Genomic DNA, 16,139 nt, shown 5'->3' with positions numbered 1-16,139 from the left:
TTCGTTATCTGAGGCGTGCCACGTAGCGGACGTGGCGGCTGTCGAACCAGGTGCGGGAATATTCCACCCGGGCGCCGTCGGCGGCCTGGCTCACGCGTTCGATGAAACCGGCGGTCTCGCCCGACGTCAGCGTGGCGGCGCCGGGCACCCAATCGGGCACCGGCGCCACGCCGAGCCGGTCCTCGGCCCGGGTGATCACCAGGCCCAGCCGCTCGCGGTAGTAAAGATAGAGGCTCTCGGAGAGGTCCGAACGGTCGATCTCGGCGACCGCCGCGCCGTCGAGCCAGATCTCCTCGAGCACCGCGGGAATGCCGCCGATGCGGCGCAGGCGGCGGATGCGGTGGCCCTCGGGGGCCGGGCCGAAGTCCGGCATCGCCGGCTCCTTGCCGCGGCGCTCCACGGTGATCAGCTCGGCAGTGGGCAAGCCGCCGCCCTCCACCAGTTCGAGCCGGAAGAAGGCGTAGAGGCCCAGCTCCTGCGGGGCGTGGCGCACGTAGTTGCCCGAGCCCTGGATGCGCTCCAGAAGCCCCGCCTCCTCGAGCCGCGCCAGCGCCTTGCGCAGGGTGCCGACCGAGACCTCGCGCTCGGCGGCCATCTCGCGTTCGGGCGGCAGCCGCGCACCATCGGCCAGCCGCCCCGCCGCGATCTCGCGGATCAGGGTTTCGGCCACCTGGAGGTAGCGGGGAAGGGCTGTTTCGTCGGGCATCGATTCTGCGGCGAAAAATTGATACACTATTGATGCACATCAATGACGATGCTACGCAAGGGCCAATTCACGCCGAGCTTCCGAGGAATCACATGACCGTAGTGCCCGTCACCTCCGCCGATCTCGACGCCGCCGAGGTGTCCTGGTTCGCCGCGCTCTGCTCGGACGACTACCAGTTCCTCGGCGTGCCCGAAGGGCGGCTGCGTTCGAGCTGGGACCACTGCTCCTCAATCCTGAAGGAGGCCGAGGCCCAGGGCTTCCGCAACATCCTGTGTCCCTCGTCCTACCAGGTCGGCCAGGACGTGCTGTCCTTCGTGGCCGCGGGCGCGCAGGTGACCAAGGACATCAACATGCTCGCCGCGATCCGCTGCGGCGAGATGCAGCCGATCATGCTGGCGCGCACCGTGGCGACCATCGACCACATGATGAAGGGCCGGCTGACGCTGAACGTCATCTCCTCGGACTTCCCCGGCGAGAAGGCCGACAGCGCCTTCCGCTACCAGCGCTCGCGCGAGGTGGTGGAGATCCTCAAGCAGGCCTGGACCCGCGACGAGATCAACTACGAGGGCGAGGTCTACAACTTCAAGAACCTCTGGACCGACCCCGCCAAGCCCTACCAGCAGAACGGCGGGCCGCTCCTCTACTTCGGCGGCTACTCGCCCCACGCGCTCGAGCTCTGCGGCCAGCACTGCGACGTCTACTTGATGTGGCCCGAGCCCGAGGAGCAGCTCGCCCAGCGCATGCGCGACGTGAACGCGGTGGCCGAACGCTACGGACGGACGCTCGACTACGGGCTGCGGGTGCACATGATCGTGCGCGACACCGAACAGGAGGCGCGGGAATACGCCGATTACATCGTCTCCAAGCTCGACGACGAATACGGCCGGCTGATCCGCGAACGCTCGCATGACGCCACATCGCTCGGGGTCAGCCACCAGGCGCGGGCGCGCGAGCTGGCCGACCAGTTCGGCTACGTGGAGCCCGGCCTCTGGACCGGCATCGGGCGGGCGCGCTCGGGCTGCGGCGCGGCCCTTGTCGGCTCGGTCGACCAGGTCATGTCCAAGATCGAACGCTACAAGAAGATGGGCATCCGCGCCTTCATCTTCTCGGGATATCCGCATCTCGACGAATGCCGCCACTTCGGCGAGAAGGTGCTCCCGAACCTCGAAACCTGCTCGCTGCCCCATGTCTATGGCCGGGTGCCGAGCGAGACCCCCGCGACCCCCCTCGCAGAAGGAGAGCGCAAGTGACCGTGTCCCGCGTCCAACTCGCCCAGGATCTTAGCCTCAGCCGCATCGTCTACGGCATGTGGCGGCTGTCGGACGACAGCGACACCTCGCCGGTCCATGTGCAGGCCAAGATCGAAGCCTGCCTCGAGCAGGGCATCACCACCATGGACCAGGCCGACATCTACGGCGGCTACGAGGCCGAGGAGGTGCTGGGCCAGGCGCTCAAGGGCTCGGACCTGCGCGACAAGATCGAAATCGTCACCAAGTGCGACATCGTCGCGCCGGCGGGGCGCTACGCCGACCGTCGGGTGAAATATTACGACACCTCCGCGGCGCATATCGAGGCCTCGGTCGACCATTCGCTGCGGCTGATGGGGATCGAGCATATCGACCTTCTCTTGATCCACCGCCCCGACCCGCTGATGGACCACCAGGAGACCGGCGCGGCGCTCGACAAGGCGGTGGCCTCGGGCAAGGTCGGCCAGGTCGGCGTGTCGAACTTCCGCCCCTACGACTGGACGCTGCTGCAATCGGCGATGAAGACGCCGCTGGTGACCAACCAGATCGAGCTGTCGCTGCTGGCGCATGAGGGCTTCACCAACGGCGACGTGGCCTTCCTGCAGGAACGCGGCATCGCGCCCATGGCCTGGTCGCCGCTGGGCGGCGGCTCGCTTTTTGCCGAAAGCTCGGCGCGGCTGCGCGCCAAGCTCGACGAGATCGCGACCGCGCAGGGCGTCGACGCGGCGGCGGTGGCGGTGGCCTGGCTCCTGCGCCATCCCGCGCGGATCCTGCCGGTGATGGGCACCAACAACCTCGAGCGGATCAAGGGCCTCGGGGCCGCCGAAAAGGTTGAGATCGACCGCGAGACGTGGTTCGAGCTTTATACCCTTGCGCTGGGCCACGAGGTGCCCTGACATGGATGGTGGCATGAGCACGATGGACGAGATCTTCGAGCCCGGACCGGGCCGCGAGCGCGACTTCCGCGACGCGTTGGGCCGTTTCGCGACCGGGGTCACCATCGTGACCACCCAGACCGAGGACGGGCCGATCGCGATCACCGCGAACAGCTTTGCCTCGCTGTCGCTCGATCCGCCGCTGGTGCTCTGGTCGCCGGCCAAGGCCTCGAGCCGCTTCAAGCCCTTTGCCGAGGCGCAGCACTTCGCGATCCATGTCATCGCCACCGACCAGGCCGCGCTTTGCGGCGAGGTGGCCAAGGACGCGCGGCGCTTCCGCCCCGGCGACCTGACCGAGAACGAGAACGGCGTGCCGCTGATCGAATCGGCGCTGGCGCATTTCGAATGCGCCCGCGAGGCGGTGCACGACGGCGGCGACCACGTCATCGTGGTCGGCCGGGTCCAGCGGGTCCGCATGCGGGAGGGAGAACCGCTGCTGTTCCTGCAGGGCCGCTACGGCGCCTTCCAGGCGTTCGACTGACACCGGCCCGGCGCCCCGGGACGGGGCGCGGGAGACTTGGACCGGCGCGCGCCCCGCTGCGCGCAGGCAGGGGAGGAGACAGATGGGGCTGATCCGGGCTTTGCTCGTCCCGCTCGAGCTGTTCAACACCTGGGCGCTGGCGCTCGGGCGCTGGCTGGCGCTCCTGGCGCTGGGCATCATGGTGGTGGTGATCCTCGCGCAGGTCTGGTTCCGCTACGTGCTGAACAACGCCCTGCCCTGGCCCGACGAGGCCGCGCGCTTCCTGATGCTCTGGATGACCGGCCTGGCCGCACCCTCGGGGCTGCGCCGGGGCGGCTTCGTGGCGATCGACATGATCACCGAGGCCCTGCCCCGCAAGCTCGCCGACACGGTGATCCTGGTCCTGCTGTTCATGTCGATGAGCGTCCTGGCCATGGGCGTCCAGCTCGGCCACACGCATGTGAATTCCGGCTGGCTCTTCGCCTCGTCTTCGCTGCGGGTGCCGCTCGACCTGATCGGCGGCGAGGTCGTGAAGGTCAAACTCGCCTGGATGTATATGTCCGTTTTCCTGGGGATGATCCTGCTCGCGCTGGTCAACATCGAGCTGATCCTGCGCCGCATCCTGATCCTGGCCGGGCGCGGTGACGAGCTGTCGCCGCTGGTCCCCGCCGACCTGCCGGAGGCCGAGTGATGCTTGTCTGGTTCCTGCCGCTGTTCCTGCTGCTCCTGATGATCGGCCTGCCGGTCTTCTTCGCGCTGCTCTTCGCGCCCGGGGCGCTTCTCTGGCTGAACGGCCAGGAGCGGGACCTCGCGCTTCTCTACCGCAATCTCTACAACGGCATGGACAGCTTCCCGCTGATGGCCCTGCCCTTCTTCCTGCTCGCGGGCGAGATCATGAACCGCGGCGGCATCACCGAGCGGCTGGTGCTGTTCTCCCAGGCCTTCATGGGTCACCTGCGGGGCGGGCTCGCGCATGTGAACATCCTGTCCTCGATCCTCTTCGCGGGGCTCTCGGGCTCGGCGGTGGCCGATACCTCGGCGCTGGGCTCGACGCTCATTCCCGCGATGGAGCGGCAGGGCTATTCGCGCCGCTTCGCCGCGGCGATCACCGCGGCCTCCTCGGTGATCGGGCCGATCATCCCGCCTTCGGGCATCATGATCATCTACGCCTATGTCATGGGCCAGTCGGTCGCGGCGCTCTTCCTCGCGGGCATCGTGCCGGGCATCCTGGTGGGCCTCGGGCTCATGGTCATGGTGCGCATCCTCGCCGACCGCTTCGATCTGCCCAAGGCCGAGCGCATCGTCGCCCGCGGCGCCAAGATCGGCCGGGTCGAAAGCTGGGTGAGCTTCGCGCTCCTGCGGCTGAACCTCGCGGGCATCTTCTACCTGCTCGCGGGCCTCCTGCCCGAGGGCATGGCGGTGGGCGGCATCGCCGTCTACATCGGCCTCCTGATCCCCGCGCATTTCCTGCTGGTCTTCTACCGCAAGCGCGTGGACGCGGATTTCCGCATCGTCTGCAAGAAGGCCGTGGCGCCGCTGCAGACCCCGATCATCATCCTCGGCGGCATCCTCCTGGGCGTCTTCACGCCCACCGAGGCGGCGGCCATCGCGGTCCTCTACGCGCTGATCATCTCCTACGGGGTGCTGGGGGCCATGACGCTGGCCGATCTGGCCGACGTGCTGCGCCGCTCGGCCATCGCCTCGGCCACGGTGCTGCTGCTGGTGGGCGCGGCGGTCAGCTTCAAGACCGTCGTCAGCCTCAGCCATGCGCCCGAGATCATGGCCGAGTTCATCCTGGCGCTCTCCGAGAACCCGCTGACCCTGCTGTTCCTGATCAACATCCTGCTGTTCATCGTGGGCATGTTCCTCGACGCAGGGCCCGCGATCATCATCCTCGGGCCGATCCTCGGGCCGGTCTTCACCTCGCTCGGCGTCGACCCGGTGCATTTCGCCATCATCATGTCGGTGAACCTGACCGTGGGGCTGGCAACGCCACCCATGGGGCTGGTGCTTTTCGTCGCCTCATCGGTGTCAGGCGAGAAGGTGGAATCCATCTCGCGGGCGATCCTGCCCTTCCTCGCGGTGGAGGTGCTGGTGATCCTCTTGATCACCTATGTCCCCGCGATTTCCCTCACCATTCCGCGACTTGCGGGATTCGTGAACTGATCAGCATCCAAAAAACAGGGAGGACTACCATGCTGAAACAGACCCTCACCGGCCTCGGCCTCGCGGCGGCGCTCAGCCTCTCCGCGGGTGTGGCCCAGGCGCAGGAATACACCCTGCGCGCCACCGCCAACTCCAACGACCAGGACGAGGACTACGACGGCCTCGTGGTCTTCAAGGACTACGTCGAGAAGGCTTCGAACGGCGCGATCGAGGTCGAGCTCTTCATCGGCACCCAGCTTTGCGGCAACGGCACCGAGTGCCTGCAGGGCGTGGCCGACGGCTCGATCGACATCTTCGTGACCACCTCGGGCGGCGCCGCGGGGATCTTCCCCTACGTCCAGGTCTTCGACCTGCCCTACCTGATGCGCGACGACCGCATCGCCGAGGCGGTCCTGACCAACGGCACCTTCACCCGCACCCTGCGCGAGATGGGGCTCGAGGATTCCGGCGACGCGATCCGCATCATGACCATCGGCAACACCGGCGGCTGGCGGAACTTCGCGAACACCCAGAAGCGCATCGCCTCGCCCTCGGACCTCGAAGGCATGAAGATGCGCACCGTGGTCGCCGACCTGCCGCAGGAGCTGGTCAAGACGCTCGGCGCCTCGCCGACGCCGATCCCGTGGCCGGAACTCTTCACCTCGCTGCAGACCGGCGTGGTGGAAGGCACCAAGAACGGCGTGACCGACATCATGAACATGAAGTTCACCGATGCCGGGCTGAAGCATCTCACGCTTGACGGGCACGCCTATATGGCCGCCATCTGGGTGATGAACAACGAGCGCTTCTCCTCCATGCCGGAAGAGCTGCGCACGGTGGTCGTCAACGGCTTCAAGGAGCTGCAGCAGGCGACCTTTGCCAGCCCCAAGCGCAAGCAGATCTCGGCCTACCAGGCCTTCACCGAGGCCGGCGGCGAGATCTACGTGCCCACCGCCGAGGAGATGGACGCCTTCTCCGAGGCCGTGACCCCGGTCTACGACTGGTTCGCGCAGAACGTCGACGGCGGTGAAGAGGTGCTCCAGGCGCTGCGCGACAGCGTCGCCGAGGCCGAAGAGCGCATCGACGCCGAAATCGCGGCCGATATCCAGTAAGGTCCGCGGGCCCCGCGCCATGGACGCGCGGGGCCACCCATTTCTCCGCTTTCCCACATGCGTAAACGGCAGCCGCGCCGGCCCCCGGCCGCACCCGAGCTATTGCCCAGACCCGGAGCCGAGATGACGACCCAGACGCTGCGCGACCGCTTCCAGACGATCTTCCCCGGCCTCGCGGTGACCGCGCTGGTCGCGGTGACGGCGGCCTTCCTGTCGGAACATTACGGCGCGCCGGCCATGCTGATGGCGATCCTCCTGGGCATCGCGCTGCATTTCCTCTCCGAGGAGGGGCGCACCGCGCCGGGTGTCGATTTCGCCGCCAAGGTGGTGCTGCGCTTCGGGGTGGCGCTTCTGGGGCTGCGGATCTCGGCGGGGCTGGTGGCCGACCTGGGCTTCGGCTTCGTCGGGCTGATCGTGCTGGCCACCGCGGCGACCATCGGCGTGGCACTCCTGGCCGCGCCGCTCTTCGGGCGGCGCCAGCGTTTCGCGCTGCTGACCGGCGGCTCGGTGGCGATCTGCGGCGCCTCGGCGGCCATGGCCATCGCCGCGGTGCTGCCGCGCGACGAACGCTCCGAACAGGACATCGTCTTCACCGTCGTGGGCGTCACCGTCCTGTCGACCTTCGCGATGATTCTCTACCCGATGCTGGCCGCCTGGCTGGGCTTCGACGCCACCGTGACCGGGGTCTTCCTGGGCGGCACGATCCACGACGTCGCCCAGGTCGTCGGCGCGGGCTATTCGGTCAGCGACGAGGTCGGCGACGTGGCCACGCTGGTCAAGCTGATCCGCGTCAGCCTCCTGGCGCCCGTGGTGCTTCTGGCCGCGCTGGCCTTCCGCCGCAGCGCCGAGACCGGCAGCCGCCCGCCGCTCCTGCCGGGCTTCGTCCTGGCCTTCCTGGTGCTGGCCGGGGTGAATTCGACCGGCGTGGTGCCCGACACGGTCAATGCTCTGGCCTCGGACCTGTCGCGCTGGGCCCTGCTGACCGCCATCGCGGCGGTGGGCATGAAGACCTCGCTGCCGAAACTCATGCAGGTGGGCCGCGCCGCGATGCTGATGCTCTGCCTCGAGACGGTCTTCCTCGCGGGCTTCGTGGCGCTTGGCGCGATCTTCGTTCTGGGCTGAGCGCGGGCACCGGTCCGGGCCGAATCGTTCCGGCCCGTGACCCGCCCGCCACAGGCTTATCGCCTGAATTTTCGCAATTTTCCGAAGAATTCCGCATCCGCCCCGGCGACTTCCCGCCCAATTCGCGGGCTTAACCGGGATTCCTCAAAAAATAATCGTCAAGCTTGTGACGAGAGCCGGTTTTGAGCTATGCCTTGGACAGCCAGAACGTTATTCATTTTTTCGAGTCTTCGAACCTAAGGAGCTTGGCCATGTCTATTCGTGCGATTACCGCATCCCTCGCACTCGCCGTGACGGCGAGCGCAGCAGCCGCTCAGGGCACCAACGCGGAAGCCCTGCAAATTGCTCAGGCACAGAACGCATGCGGAAGCGGGGCGTCGATCCAGTCGGCCGAGTTCCTGCCCAACGGCAACGTCCGCGTGGTCTGCCTGCGCGCCGGTGGCGGCGATCTCGGCGGCACGCTGGGTGCGACCGGCACCGCCGTGGCCGGCCTGACCTTCGTGGCGATCATCGCAGCGCTTGGCGGCGACGGCGACGGATCCTCCAGCTCGGCAACCTCGGGCACGTCGGGCACCGGCGGCACCGACTGATCGGCCGATCAGCACAGGATTTGAAAGGTGGCCCCCCCGGGCCACCTTTTCTGTTTGTGAGGGGTGTATATTCCGCACCTGGCACCCGGATTTCTTGCTATTCTGCACCCAATCCAGCCCTAGGCCCTTCACTGTCAGCCGACACCTGATAAAAGTTTCGCAAAAGAATTTGCCCCAGAAATTCGAGAGCGCGCCGTGAATAAAAGCTACTCCGCATTCCAGAACAGGCCGAGCGTCACGCCTCCGCCGCAACCGGCGGACCAGGACGACGAGATCGACCTTCTGGAACTGGCCGGCACGCTTTGGCGCGGCAAGCTGATGCTGGCGGGCGCGGCGCTCATCGCGCTCTTCATCGGGGCCTATTACGCCTATGTCGTGGCGGTGCCGAAATACACTTCGACCACCACCGTCGCGATCTCGGTCCAATCCTCGCCCATCGCCGACATCGAATCGATCGTGAGCGGCGTCTCCACCGAAGACGCCAGCATGAACACCGAGCTCGAGATCCTGCTCTCGCGCAATGTGCTCCTGCAGCTGGTGGAGCGGCTGGACCTGCTGGATGACCCGGAGTTCAACGCCGCCCTGCGGCCCGAGCCCGCCTTCTCGATCGGCAACGTGATGGAGGTCGTCGCGGGCCTGACCGGCGCCACGGCCAACACCGGCGAGGCGCTCACCGAGGAGGACATCCTCAACAAGACCGTGGAGAACCTCCGCGCCGCCATCTCCGCCAGCGTCAAGCGCGACACCTATGTCTTCAACGTCTCCGCCACGACCACCAGCCGGGCGAAGTCCCAGCAGGTCGTGAACACCCTCGCCGAGGTCTATATCGACGACCAGGTGCAGGCGAAGTTCGACAGCCTGGAGACCGCGGTGACCTGGCTTTCCGAGCGCGTCACCGAGCTCGAGCAGGAGTTGAACGACGGCGAGGACCGGCTTCAGCAGCTGCGCACAGAGACCGACCTGATCACCCCCGAGGCGCTGCAGGCGGTGAACCGCCAGCTCATCGACGTGCGCAACCGTCTCGAGGAGACCCGCGCCGATGTCGACGCCCAGGCCGCCGAGGTCGCCATGCTGACCGGCGCGCTCGAGAATGAAGACCTGGCACTTCTGGCCGAGGAGTTGGACGACCCGATCCTCACCCGCCTGCGCTCCGAGGCCCAGGCCGGCGACGCGGAGGCGCGCCAGAGCTTCCTCGACCGTGCCGAGATGCTGGTCTCCCGGCAGGAGACCACGCTCGCACGCCTGCGCTCGCAGTCCGCCGCCCTCGAGGCCTCGATGCGGCGCCAGGAGAACGAGCTTCAGGCCCAATCCGAGGACCTCTCGGCGCTCGAACAGCTCAACCGCGAGATCGAGACCACCCGCACGCTCTACGAGACCTTCCTGGCCCGCCTGAAGGAGGCCACGGTCCAGCGCGGGCTGATGAACGCCGACAGCCGCGTCCTTTCCGAGGCGACGCCGGGCCGCTACGTCGAGCCGCGCAAGGGGCTGATCCTGGCGCTGTCCATGATCCTCGGCCTGATGATCGGCGCCGCCGTGGTGCTGGGCCGGCAGTTCCTGCACCAGGGCTTCCGCACCGCCGAGGACCTCGAGGCGCATACCGGCCGCACGATCCTCGGCCAGATCCCCAAGATGCCGATCAAGAAGCGGCAGGGCCTCATCCAGTATCTCAACGACAAGCCGACCTCGGCCGCCGCCGAGGCGATCCGCAACCTGCGGACCTCGGTGCTGCTCTCGGATGTGGACCACCCGCCGCAGCTCATCATGTCGACCTCCTCGCTGCCCGGCGAGGGCAAGACCACCCAGGCCATCTCGCTGGCGCATAACCTCGCCGGCCTCGGCCGCAAGGTCCTGCTGATCGAGGCCGACATCCGCCGCCGGACCTTCCAGGAATACTTCGAGGTGCCCGCGAACCAGCCCGGCCTCGTCGCGGTGATGATGGAGGAAGCCTCGGTCGAGGACGCGCTGGTGCGCGACCCGCGCCTCAAGGTCGACGTGCTGATGGGCGACAAGTCCAGCCTCAACGCCGCCGACGTCTTCTCCTCGGAGCGTTTCAAGCAGTTCCTCGAGAAGATGCGCGGCATCTACGACACGATCATCATCGACACCCCGCCGGTGCTCGTGGTGCCCGACGCCCGGGTGATCGGCCAGCATGTCGACGCCATCGCCTTCACCACCGCCTGGGACCGCACCACCAAGTCCCAGGTCAGCGAGGCCATGCGCCAGTTCGCCACCGTGAACGTGCCGGTCACCGGCCTGGTGCTGAGCCAGATCGACCACAAGGGCATGAAGCGCTACGGCTACGGCGGCAAATACGGCGCTTATGGTGCCTATGGCGCGGGCTACTACGACAGTTGAGGCCCCAAAGCCCTGCGATTGATGTCATGGACACAGACGCGATGGACAGGAACAGCGACACGCAGAATCCCCGGAACTGGTTCGCGGCCCAGCTCAAGCCCAACGGGCTGACGCTGGCCGAACGCAACCTCGCCCGCCAGGGCTTCGCGCATTTCGCGCCGCGGCGGATGGAGACCACGCGCCGCGCGGGCAAGCTCACCAGCCGCCCGCGGCCGCTTTTCCCGGGCTATGTCTTCGTGCAGTTCGACCCCGCGGGCGCCGACTGGCGCAAGCTCAACGCCACGCGCGGGCTCACCCGGGTGGTGCTGGACGACCCGCGCCACCCCCGCCCCCTGCCCCAAGACTTTATGGCGGGCCTCCTGGCGCGCTGCGACCGCGACGAGGTGCTGGAGACCGTGCCGGCCTTCGCCGAGGGTGACCTCGTACGGGTCATCAACGGCCCGATGGCCATGCTGGTCAGCCGCATCGAGGCGCTCGGCGACGACGACCGGATCCGGCTCCTGATGGAGTTCATGGGCCAAAAGACCCGCGTCACGGTGCCCGCCGTCTATCTCGAGAAAATCGAGGCCTGAGCCACCCGCCCCGCGGTGCCCGCGCCTTGCCTTCGGGCCCGGGCGCGCCACCCTCAGCCGCGGACAGGCCCGAGGGCCGCCTTCCAAGCTAGGACAGCATTCCATCATGGCAGAGAAATCCCGCATCTTCGGCGTCGTGGGCCTGGGCAATTTCGGCTCCACCGTCGCCCGCGAGCTCACCCGCTTCGGCAACCAGGTCATCGGCATCGACATCAACGAGACGCGGGTCTCGGCGCATGCCGACAAGCTCTCCCAGGCGCTGATCGTGGACGCCCGCGACGACCAGGCCCTGAAGGAGGCCGGCATGGGCGATTGCGACGTGGCGCTGGTGGCGCTCGGCTCGGATCTCGAGGCCTCGATCCTCTCGGCGATCAACCTCAAGCTCGTCGGCGTCGACAAGATCTGGGCCAAGGCCCGGACCAAGACCCACCACCGGATCCTCTCGCGGCTCGGCGTCGACCGGATCGTGCACCCCGAGGTCGAGGTCGGCCAGCACATCGCCCAGGTGCTGCACAACCCGCTGATCCGCGACTACATCAGCCTCGGCAACGGCTTCTACGTGGTGAACTTCCGCATCCCCAAGAGCCTCGAAGGCAAGAGCCTCGGCGACCTGGCGCATGGCGAGAAGTTCAACCTGCGCTGCGTCGGCGTGATGCGCGGCACCAAGTTCATCGCCCAGGACGGCGAGGCCTGCACCTTCGAGAGCGACGACCTGCTGCTGCTGCTCGGCCAGCGCGCCGACCTGCGGCGCTTCGCGGCGAGCCTCTGACATGGCGCTCATCGGCATGCGCTCGCGGCTCCTCGACCGCGTCGTGCGGCTCTCGCCGCCGATGCTCCTGGTGGCGCTTTATCTCTGCGTGATCGTCCTCGGCGCGGGGCTCCTGGCGCTGCCGATCTCGCAGAGCGGCGGCGTGGGGCTCTACGACGCGCTCTTCACCTCGACCTCGGCGGTCACGGTGACAGGGCTCGTGGTGGTCTCCACGGGCCAGGATTTCACCTTCTTCGGCCAGCTGGTGATCGCGCTTCTGATCCAGTTCGGCGGCCTCGGGCTGATGACCTTCGCGGTCTTCGTCCTTTCGGCCATCGGGGTGAAGGTCGGCCTCGGCCAGCGGCTGGTCCTGCGCGAGGACCTCAACCAGTCCTCCTTCGGCGACCTTTTGCGCCTGGTGCGGGTGATCCTGGTGGTCTCGCTCTCCTGCGAGGCCCTCGGCGCGCTCCTCTTGATGACGGTCTTCGTGCCCGAGATGGGCTGGGCCCAGGGCGGCTGGTACGCGGTCTTCCACGCGGTCTCGGCCTTCAACAACGCGGGCTTCGGGCTCGACGACGGCTCGCTGATGCCCTGGGTCGGCAACCCGGTGATCAACCTGGTGATCCCGCTCCTCTTCATCCTCGGCGGGCTGGGCTTCGTGGTCCTGGCCGATCTCTACGAGGCCCGGCGCTGGCGGGCGCTGACCCTGCACAGCAAGATCATGCTCTACGGCACGCTCTGCCTGATCCTCGCCGCCTGGGCGCTTTTCGCGGCGCTGGAATGGCGCAACCCCGCGACCCTCGGCGGGCTCGAGGGCACCGGCGCGAAGATCCTCGCCAGCTGGTTCCAGGCGGTCACCCCGCGCACCGCGGGCTTCAACACGCTCGACACCGCGGGCATGGAGAACGCCACCACGCTGATGACCATGACGCTCATGCTGGTCGGCGGCGGCTCGACCTCGACGGCGGGCGGCATCAAGGTCACCACCGCCATCGTGCTGGTGCTCGCCACCATCGCGTTTTTCCGCAAGAGCACCGAGCTGCATGCCTTCGGGCGCAGCCTCGGCCTCGAAGAGGTGATGAAGGTCCTGGCGCTGACCACGGTCTCGATCCTGATCGTCTTCCTGGCGCTCTTCCTGGTCTCGATCACCTATGAGGGCAGCTTCATCAGCCTCGCCTTCGAGGTGGTCTCGGCCTTCGGCACCGTCGGCCTCTCGCTCGGCGCGACCGGAGAGCTCGACGCCCTCGGGCGCGCGGTGATCATGGTGGTGATGTTCCTCGGCCGGGTCGGCCCGCTGACGCTGGGCTTCTTCCTCGCCACCCACAGCGCCGTGCGGGTGCGCTACCCCAAAGGCCGGATCTACCTCGGCTGAGCGCCCGCCTCCCTTCGCATACCCATGAAAAGCGGCGCGTCCCCGTCACCACGGCGCGCCGCCGCCCTCCACAAGCGCCGCTCCCCCCCAACACGCAACCGCTCCCAAAACAGCGCCGCACCCTCTCCCGACGCGCCCCACCCCATGCTTCAGCTTGTCCAAATACCTCGGGGGTGAATGCGGGCGGCACGCCCGCAGAGGGGGCAGCGCCCCCTCCCCCGGTCCGGGGCGCCGAAGGCGGCCCGGACCCAGCAAAAAACACCAACCGACCGCCCTGAAGTCCAACCCTCAGATCGGCAGCGCCGGGGTCACCCCGCTCTCCTCGAGCGCCCAGCGGGCCGACCAGACGCCGCCCTCGCGTTCGAGCATCAGGTAGTTGCGCTCGGCGGTGTAATTGGTGCCACGTCCCGGTAGGGGCGCGATGCGGATCGGGTGCTCGGGCAGCGGCGCCTCACCGAGCCGCGCCAGCGTGCCGAGCATCCAGGCCCAGGCCTTGGGCGGGGCGCGATGGGCGATGCCCGAGGCCACCAGCTGGTGCACCGGGCCGCGCGGGCTGTCGAGCGTGGCGCGGGTCGCCAGGTGGATCTCGCCCGAAAGCGCGGTGACATCGGACCCGCCGGCCTCGATCTCCAGGACCCGGCGCAACATGCGCTGCCATTCGGCGCGATGCGCGCGGCTCTGCCATTGGTCGCGCAGGTCGTCCTCGTATTTCTGCATGGTCGGGATGGCGTTCATCAGCCGCTCGAGGATCGAGAGCCGGGGCCCCAGAAGCGGCACGCTGGAGACCAGGAGGACGCGTTCCTCGGGGGCCTCGGCCGCCGTCTCGAAGCCCTGCCAGCCCGCCGGGCCCATGATCCGCTCCATGCCGCGCTCCGAGCGCAGGTCGGGGGCGATCACGCTGACCCCGGGCAGGTCGCGCCGGAAGGACAGGGAGCGGCCCTTGGGGTCGAGGAAAAGCGCCGGCACATCGTCCTCGGTCGCGGCCTGCTGATACAGCAGGAAGGCCTCGCGCGCGGCGCGGAAGAGCCGCCGCGCGATCGGATGCGCGGCCAGCTCCTCGCCTAGCGAGCCCCAGCCGTCGCAGATGTCGTGGTCGTCCCAGATCATCAGCGCGGGCACCTCGGCAGCCATCCGGGCAAAGCCCGCCCCGGCGTAGGTCAGCCGGTAGCGTTCGAGAAAGCCGCGCCGCAGGTGGTCCTCGAGGTCGTCGAGGGCCTCGGCGCCCGGGGCCTCCTCGAGGTCCTCGGGCCAGCTCTCGCTCAGCGCGTGGCCGCGGGTCACCTCGTCGGCATAGACCTGGTCGCCGCCGTGCAGGATCAGGTGGAAGGGCGACTGCAGATGCGCCTCGCGCATGTGCCGCCACATGGCGTTGCGCTCGGCCTCGTCGCGGTCGAGGTCGCCGTGTTCCTCGCCGTTGCAGGAGACGAAGCCGATGCGCAGATCGCCGTCGAAATCCGTGGCGACGCGGTGGCTCACGCCGTCGAAGCTGTAACTCGGCCGTCCGCCGCGCGGCAGGGCGAAGTCGAAGCGCCAGACGCCCTCGCCGCCGATCTCGGCCAGGAGCCGCGGCGCCACGCGCCCCGCTTCGGTCTCGAGCTCGGGCGGCGGGCTCTCGGCGCTGTCGGTCAGGACCAGGGCGGCAAGCCGCAGCACGCTGTCGTCGAGCGCGCGGAAGATCAGGACGGGGCCGGCGGTCACGGGCATGGGGCACTCCTCGGAGCCCGGCTGGGCGCCGGGCGGAACAACGGCCGGGCGGATCCGCGGGCCCGGCGCCGCATTGCCAGCTAGGTCGGGTCCGGGTCTTCCTCAACACGCTTGCGGCGGAAAAGGATCGGCAGCACCCCGGGCAGCACCGCCGCGAGGAAGACCAGCCCGAAGGCGATCGAGGCCGCGAGCCCCGAATAGCCGCTGGCGCCCGCCACCGGGAAAAGCGCCGCGGCCACGCCCTCGCGCAGGCCCCAGCCCGAGACGGTCACCGGCACCAGCATCATGAAGAGGATGAGCGGCACCAACCCCAGCACCGCAGCGAGCGGCAATTCCGTGCCGATGGAGCGGGCGCAGGCGTAGAAGGCGAAGATGTTGCAGGCCGCGGTGATCAGCGCCAGCGGCACCTGGTAGGCCAGGATGCGCGGTTTCAGAAGCGAGGCCTCGAGCGCCGACCAGAGGTCCTGCAGCGCCCGGCGCTGGGGTCCGGGCAGCAGCCAGCCGAACCAGAGAAGCACCGGCAGCGCCAGGCAGATCAGCAGGAAGGGCGCAGTGATCGAGGTCAGCCAGACCGGCCAGCGCAGGCCCCCGGGCTGCACCGTGGTCACCACATAGGTCACCGCGAAGATCGCGAAGATGCCCGCCTGCTGGGTCAGCCGCTCGAAGAAGACGCCCTGGGCCGCGCGCAGGAGCCCCGCCGCCTTGCGGGCCCGGAAGGCCCGGCCCGCGTCGCCCACCATGCCGCCCGGCAGCGACTGGTTCACGAATTGCGAGAGGTAATATTCCGCCAGCGCGTGTTTCAGCCCGAAGACCTGGCCGAGCCGCCCGGCGATCAGCTTCCAGCGCACCGCCGAGAGGATGGTCTGGGCGCTCATCACCAGCCAGGCCAGCGCGATCCAGCCCAGGTCCGCGCGGCGCAGGATCCGCAGCGCCTGCTGGCCGTCCACCGCGAGCCAGAGCAGCGTGAGCAGGGTGAGGCTCACCAGGATCTGGATCACGCGGAGTTGCGTCCGAGATAGCCGCATCGCCGCCGCCTATGATGCCCACGCCAACATGCCGCGCCTATACGCC

At 68.3% G+C, this 16,139-nt stretch carries 15 protein-coding genes; 12 read left to right on the top strand and 3 right to left on the bottom strand.

The window, feature by feature from the left end; all coding sequences use genetic code 11:
• Window positions 1-4: 4 nt before the first annotated feature.
• Window positions 5-706, bottom strand: coding sequence for a GntR family transcriptional regulator (locus LR948_RS06950; protein WP_232753269.1), 702 nt, complete (start codon window positions 704-706; stop codon window positions 5-7).
• Between the two features lie 92 nt (window positions 707-798).
• Here LR948_RS06950 and LR948_RS06945 point away from each other — a divergent pair, with 92 nt between their 5' ends.
• The 12 genes from LR948_RS06945 to LR948_RS06890 all read left to right on the top strand — a co-directional run bounded on the left by LR948_RS06945 (window position 799) and on the right by LR948_RS06890 (window position 13,364).
• The gene (locus LR948_RS06945) at window positions 799-1,956 is read left to right on the top strand and encodes an LLM class flavin-dependent oxidoreductase (protein WP_232753268.1); all 1,158 of its coding nucleotides are present in this window, start codon (window positions 799-801) and stop codon (window positions 1,954-1,956) included.
• Window positions 1,957-1,958: 2 nt separating this feature from the next.
• Window positions 1,959-2,849 (top strand): aldo/keto reductase, encoded by an 891-nt coding sequence (locus tag LR948_RS06940; protein ID WP_232753563.1) that lies wholly within the window; start codon window positions 1,959-1,961, stop codon window positions 2,847-2,849.
• Between the two features lie 13 nt (window positions 2,850-2,862).
• A complete protein-coding gene (locus LR948_RS06935) occupies window positions 2,863-3,369 on the top strand; it encodes a flavin reductase family protein (protein ID WP_232753267.1) in 507 nt (168 codons plus the stop codon).
• 82 nt (window positions 3,370-3,451) lie between these two features.
• Window positions 3,452-4,039, top strand: coding sequence for a TRAP transporter small permease (locus tag LR948_RS06930; RefSeq protein ID WP_232753266.1), 588 nt, complete (start codon window positions 3,452-3,454; stop codon window positions 4,037-4,039).
• Window positions 4,039-5,514, top strand: coding sequence for a TRAP transporter large permease (locus LR948_RS06925; RefSeq protein WP_232753265.1), 1,476 nt, complete (start codon window positions 4,039-4,041; stop codon window positions 5,512-5,514). Before LR948_RS06930 ends, LR948_RS06925 begins: the two co-directional genes overlap by 1 nt.
• A gap of 29 nt (window positions 5,515-5,543) precedes the next feature.
• The gene (dctP, locus tag LR948_RS06920) at window positions 5,544-6,605 is read left to right on the top strand and encodes a TRAP transporter substrate-binding protein DctP (RefSeq protein WP_232753264.1); all 1,062 of its coding nucleotides are present in this window, start codon (window positions 5,544-5,546) and stop codon (window positions 6,603-6,605) included.
• A 123-nt stretch (window positions 6,606-6,728) separates the two neighbouring features.
• The gene (locus LR948_RS06915) at window positions 6,729-7,727 is read left to right on the top strand and encodes a YeiH family protein (protein WP_232753263.1); all 999 of its coding nucleotides are present in this window, start codon (window positions 6,729-6,731) and stop codon (window positions 7,725-7,727) included.
• A gap of 251 nt (window positions 7,728-7,978) precedes the next feature.
• On the top strand, window positions 7,979-8,317 hold the full coding sequence (locus LR948_RS06910) for a hypothetical protein (RefSeq protein WP_232753262.1): 339 nt from the start codon (window positions 7,979-7,981) through the stop codon (window positions 8,315-8,317).
• Between the two features lie 195 nt (window positions 8,318-8,512).
• The gene (locus LR948_RS18990) at window positions 8,513-10,672 is read left to right on the top strand and encodes a polysaccharide biosynthesis tyrosine autokinase (protein ID WP_232753261.1); all 2,160 of its coding nucleotides are present in this window, start codon (window positions 8,513-8,515) and stop codon (window positions 10,670-10,672) included.
• 41 nt (window positions 10,673-10,713) lie between these two features.
• On the top strand, window positions 10,714-11,244 hold the full coding sequence (locus tag LR948_RS06900) for a transcription termination/antitermination protein NusG (protein WP_232753260.1): 531 nt from the start codon (window positions 10,714-10,716) through the stop codon (window positions 11,242-11,244).
• 106 nt (window positions 11,245-11,350) lie between these two features.
• The gene (locus LR948_RS06895; protein WP_232753259.1) at window positions 11,351-12,013 is read left to right on the top strand and encodes a TrkA family potassium uptake protein; all 663 of its coding nucleotides are present in this window, start codon (window positions 11,351-11,353) and stop codon (window positions 12,011-12,013) included.
• A 1-nt stretch (window position 12,014) separates the two neighbouring features.
• A complete protein-coding gene (locus LR948_RS06890; protein ID WP_232753258.1) occupies window positions 12,015-13,364 on the top strand; it encodes a TrkH family potassium uptake protein in 1,350 nt (449 codons plus the stop codon).
• A 288-nt stretch (window positions 13,365-13,652) separates the two neighbouring features.
• Here the strand turns inward: LR948_RS06890 and LR948_RS06885 are convergent, their stop codons facing one another.
• Window positions 13,653-15,068: an alkaline phosphatase D family protein gene (locus LR948_RS06885; protein ID WP_232753257.1), complete on the bottom strand. Its 1,416-nt coding sequence runs from the start codon at window positions 15,066-15,068 to the stop codon at window positions 13,653-13,655.
• Window positions 15,069-15,148: 80 nt separating this feature from the next.
• On the bottom strand, window positions 15,149-16,066 hold the full coding sequence (locus LR948_RS06880; RefSeq protein ID WP_232753256.1) for a lysylphosphatidylglycerol synthase transmembrane domain-containing protein: 918 nt from the start codon (window positions 16,064-16,066) through the stop codon (window positions 15,149-15,151).
• Window positions 16,067-16,139 lie beyond the last annotated feature (73 nt).

Origin of the sequence: Roseivivax sp. GX 12232 (genome assembly GCF_021272185.1) — a bacterium.
Lineage (GTDB): Bacteria > Pseudomonadota > Alphaproteobacteria > Rhodobacterales > Rhodobacteraceae > Roseivivax.
The sequence above is the reverse complement of the archived record's forward strand: the minus strand, read 5'-3'. Positions and strand labels throughout refer to the sequence as shown.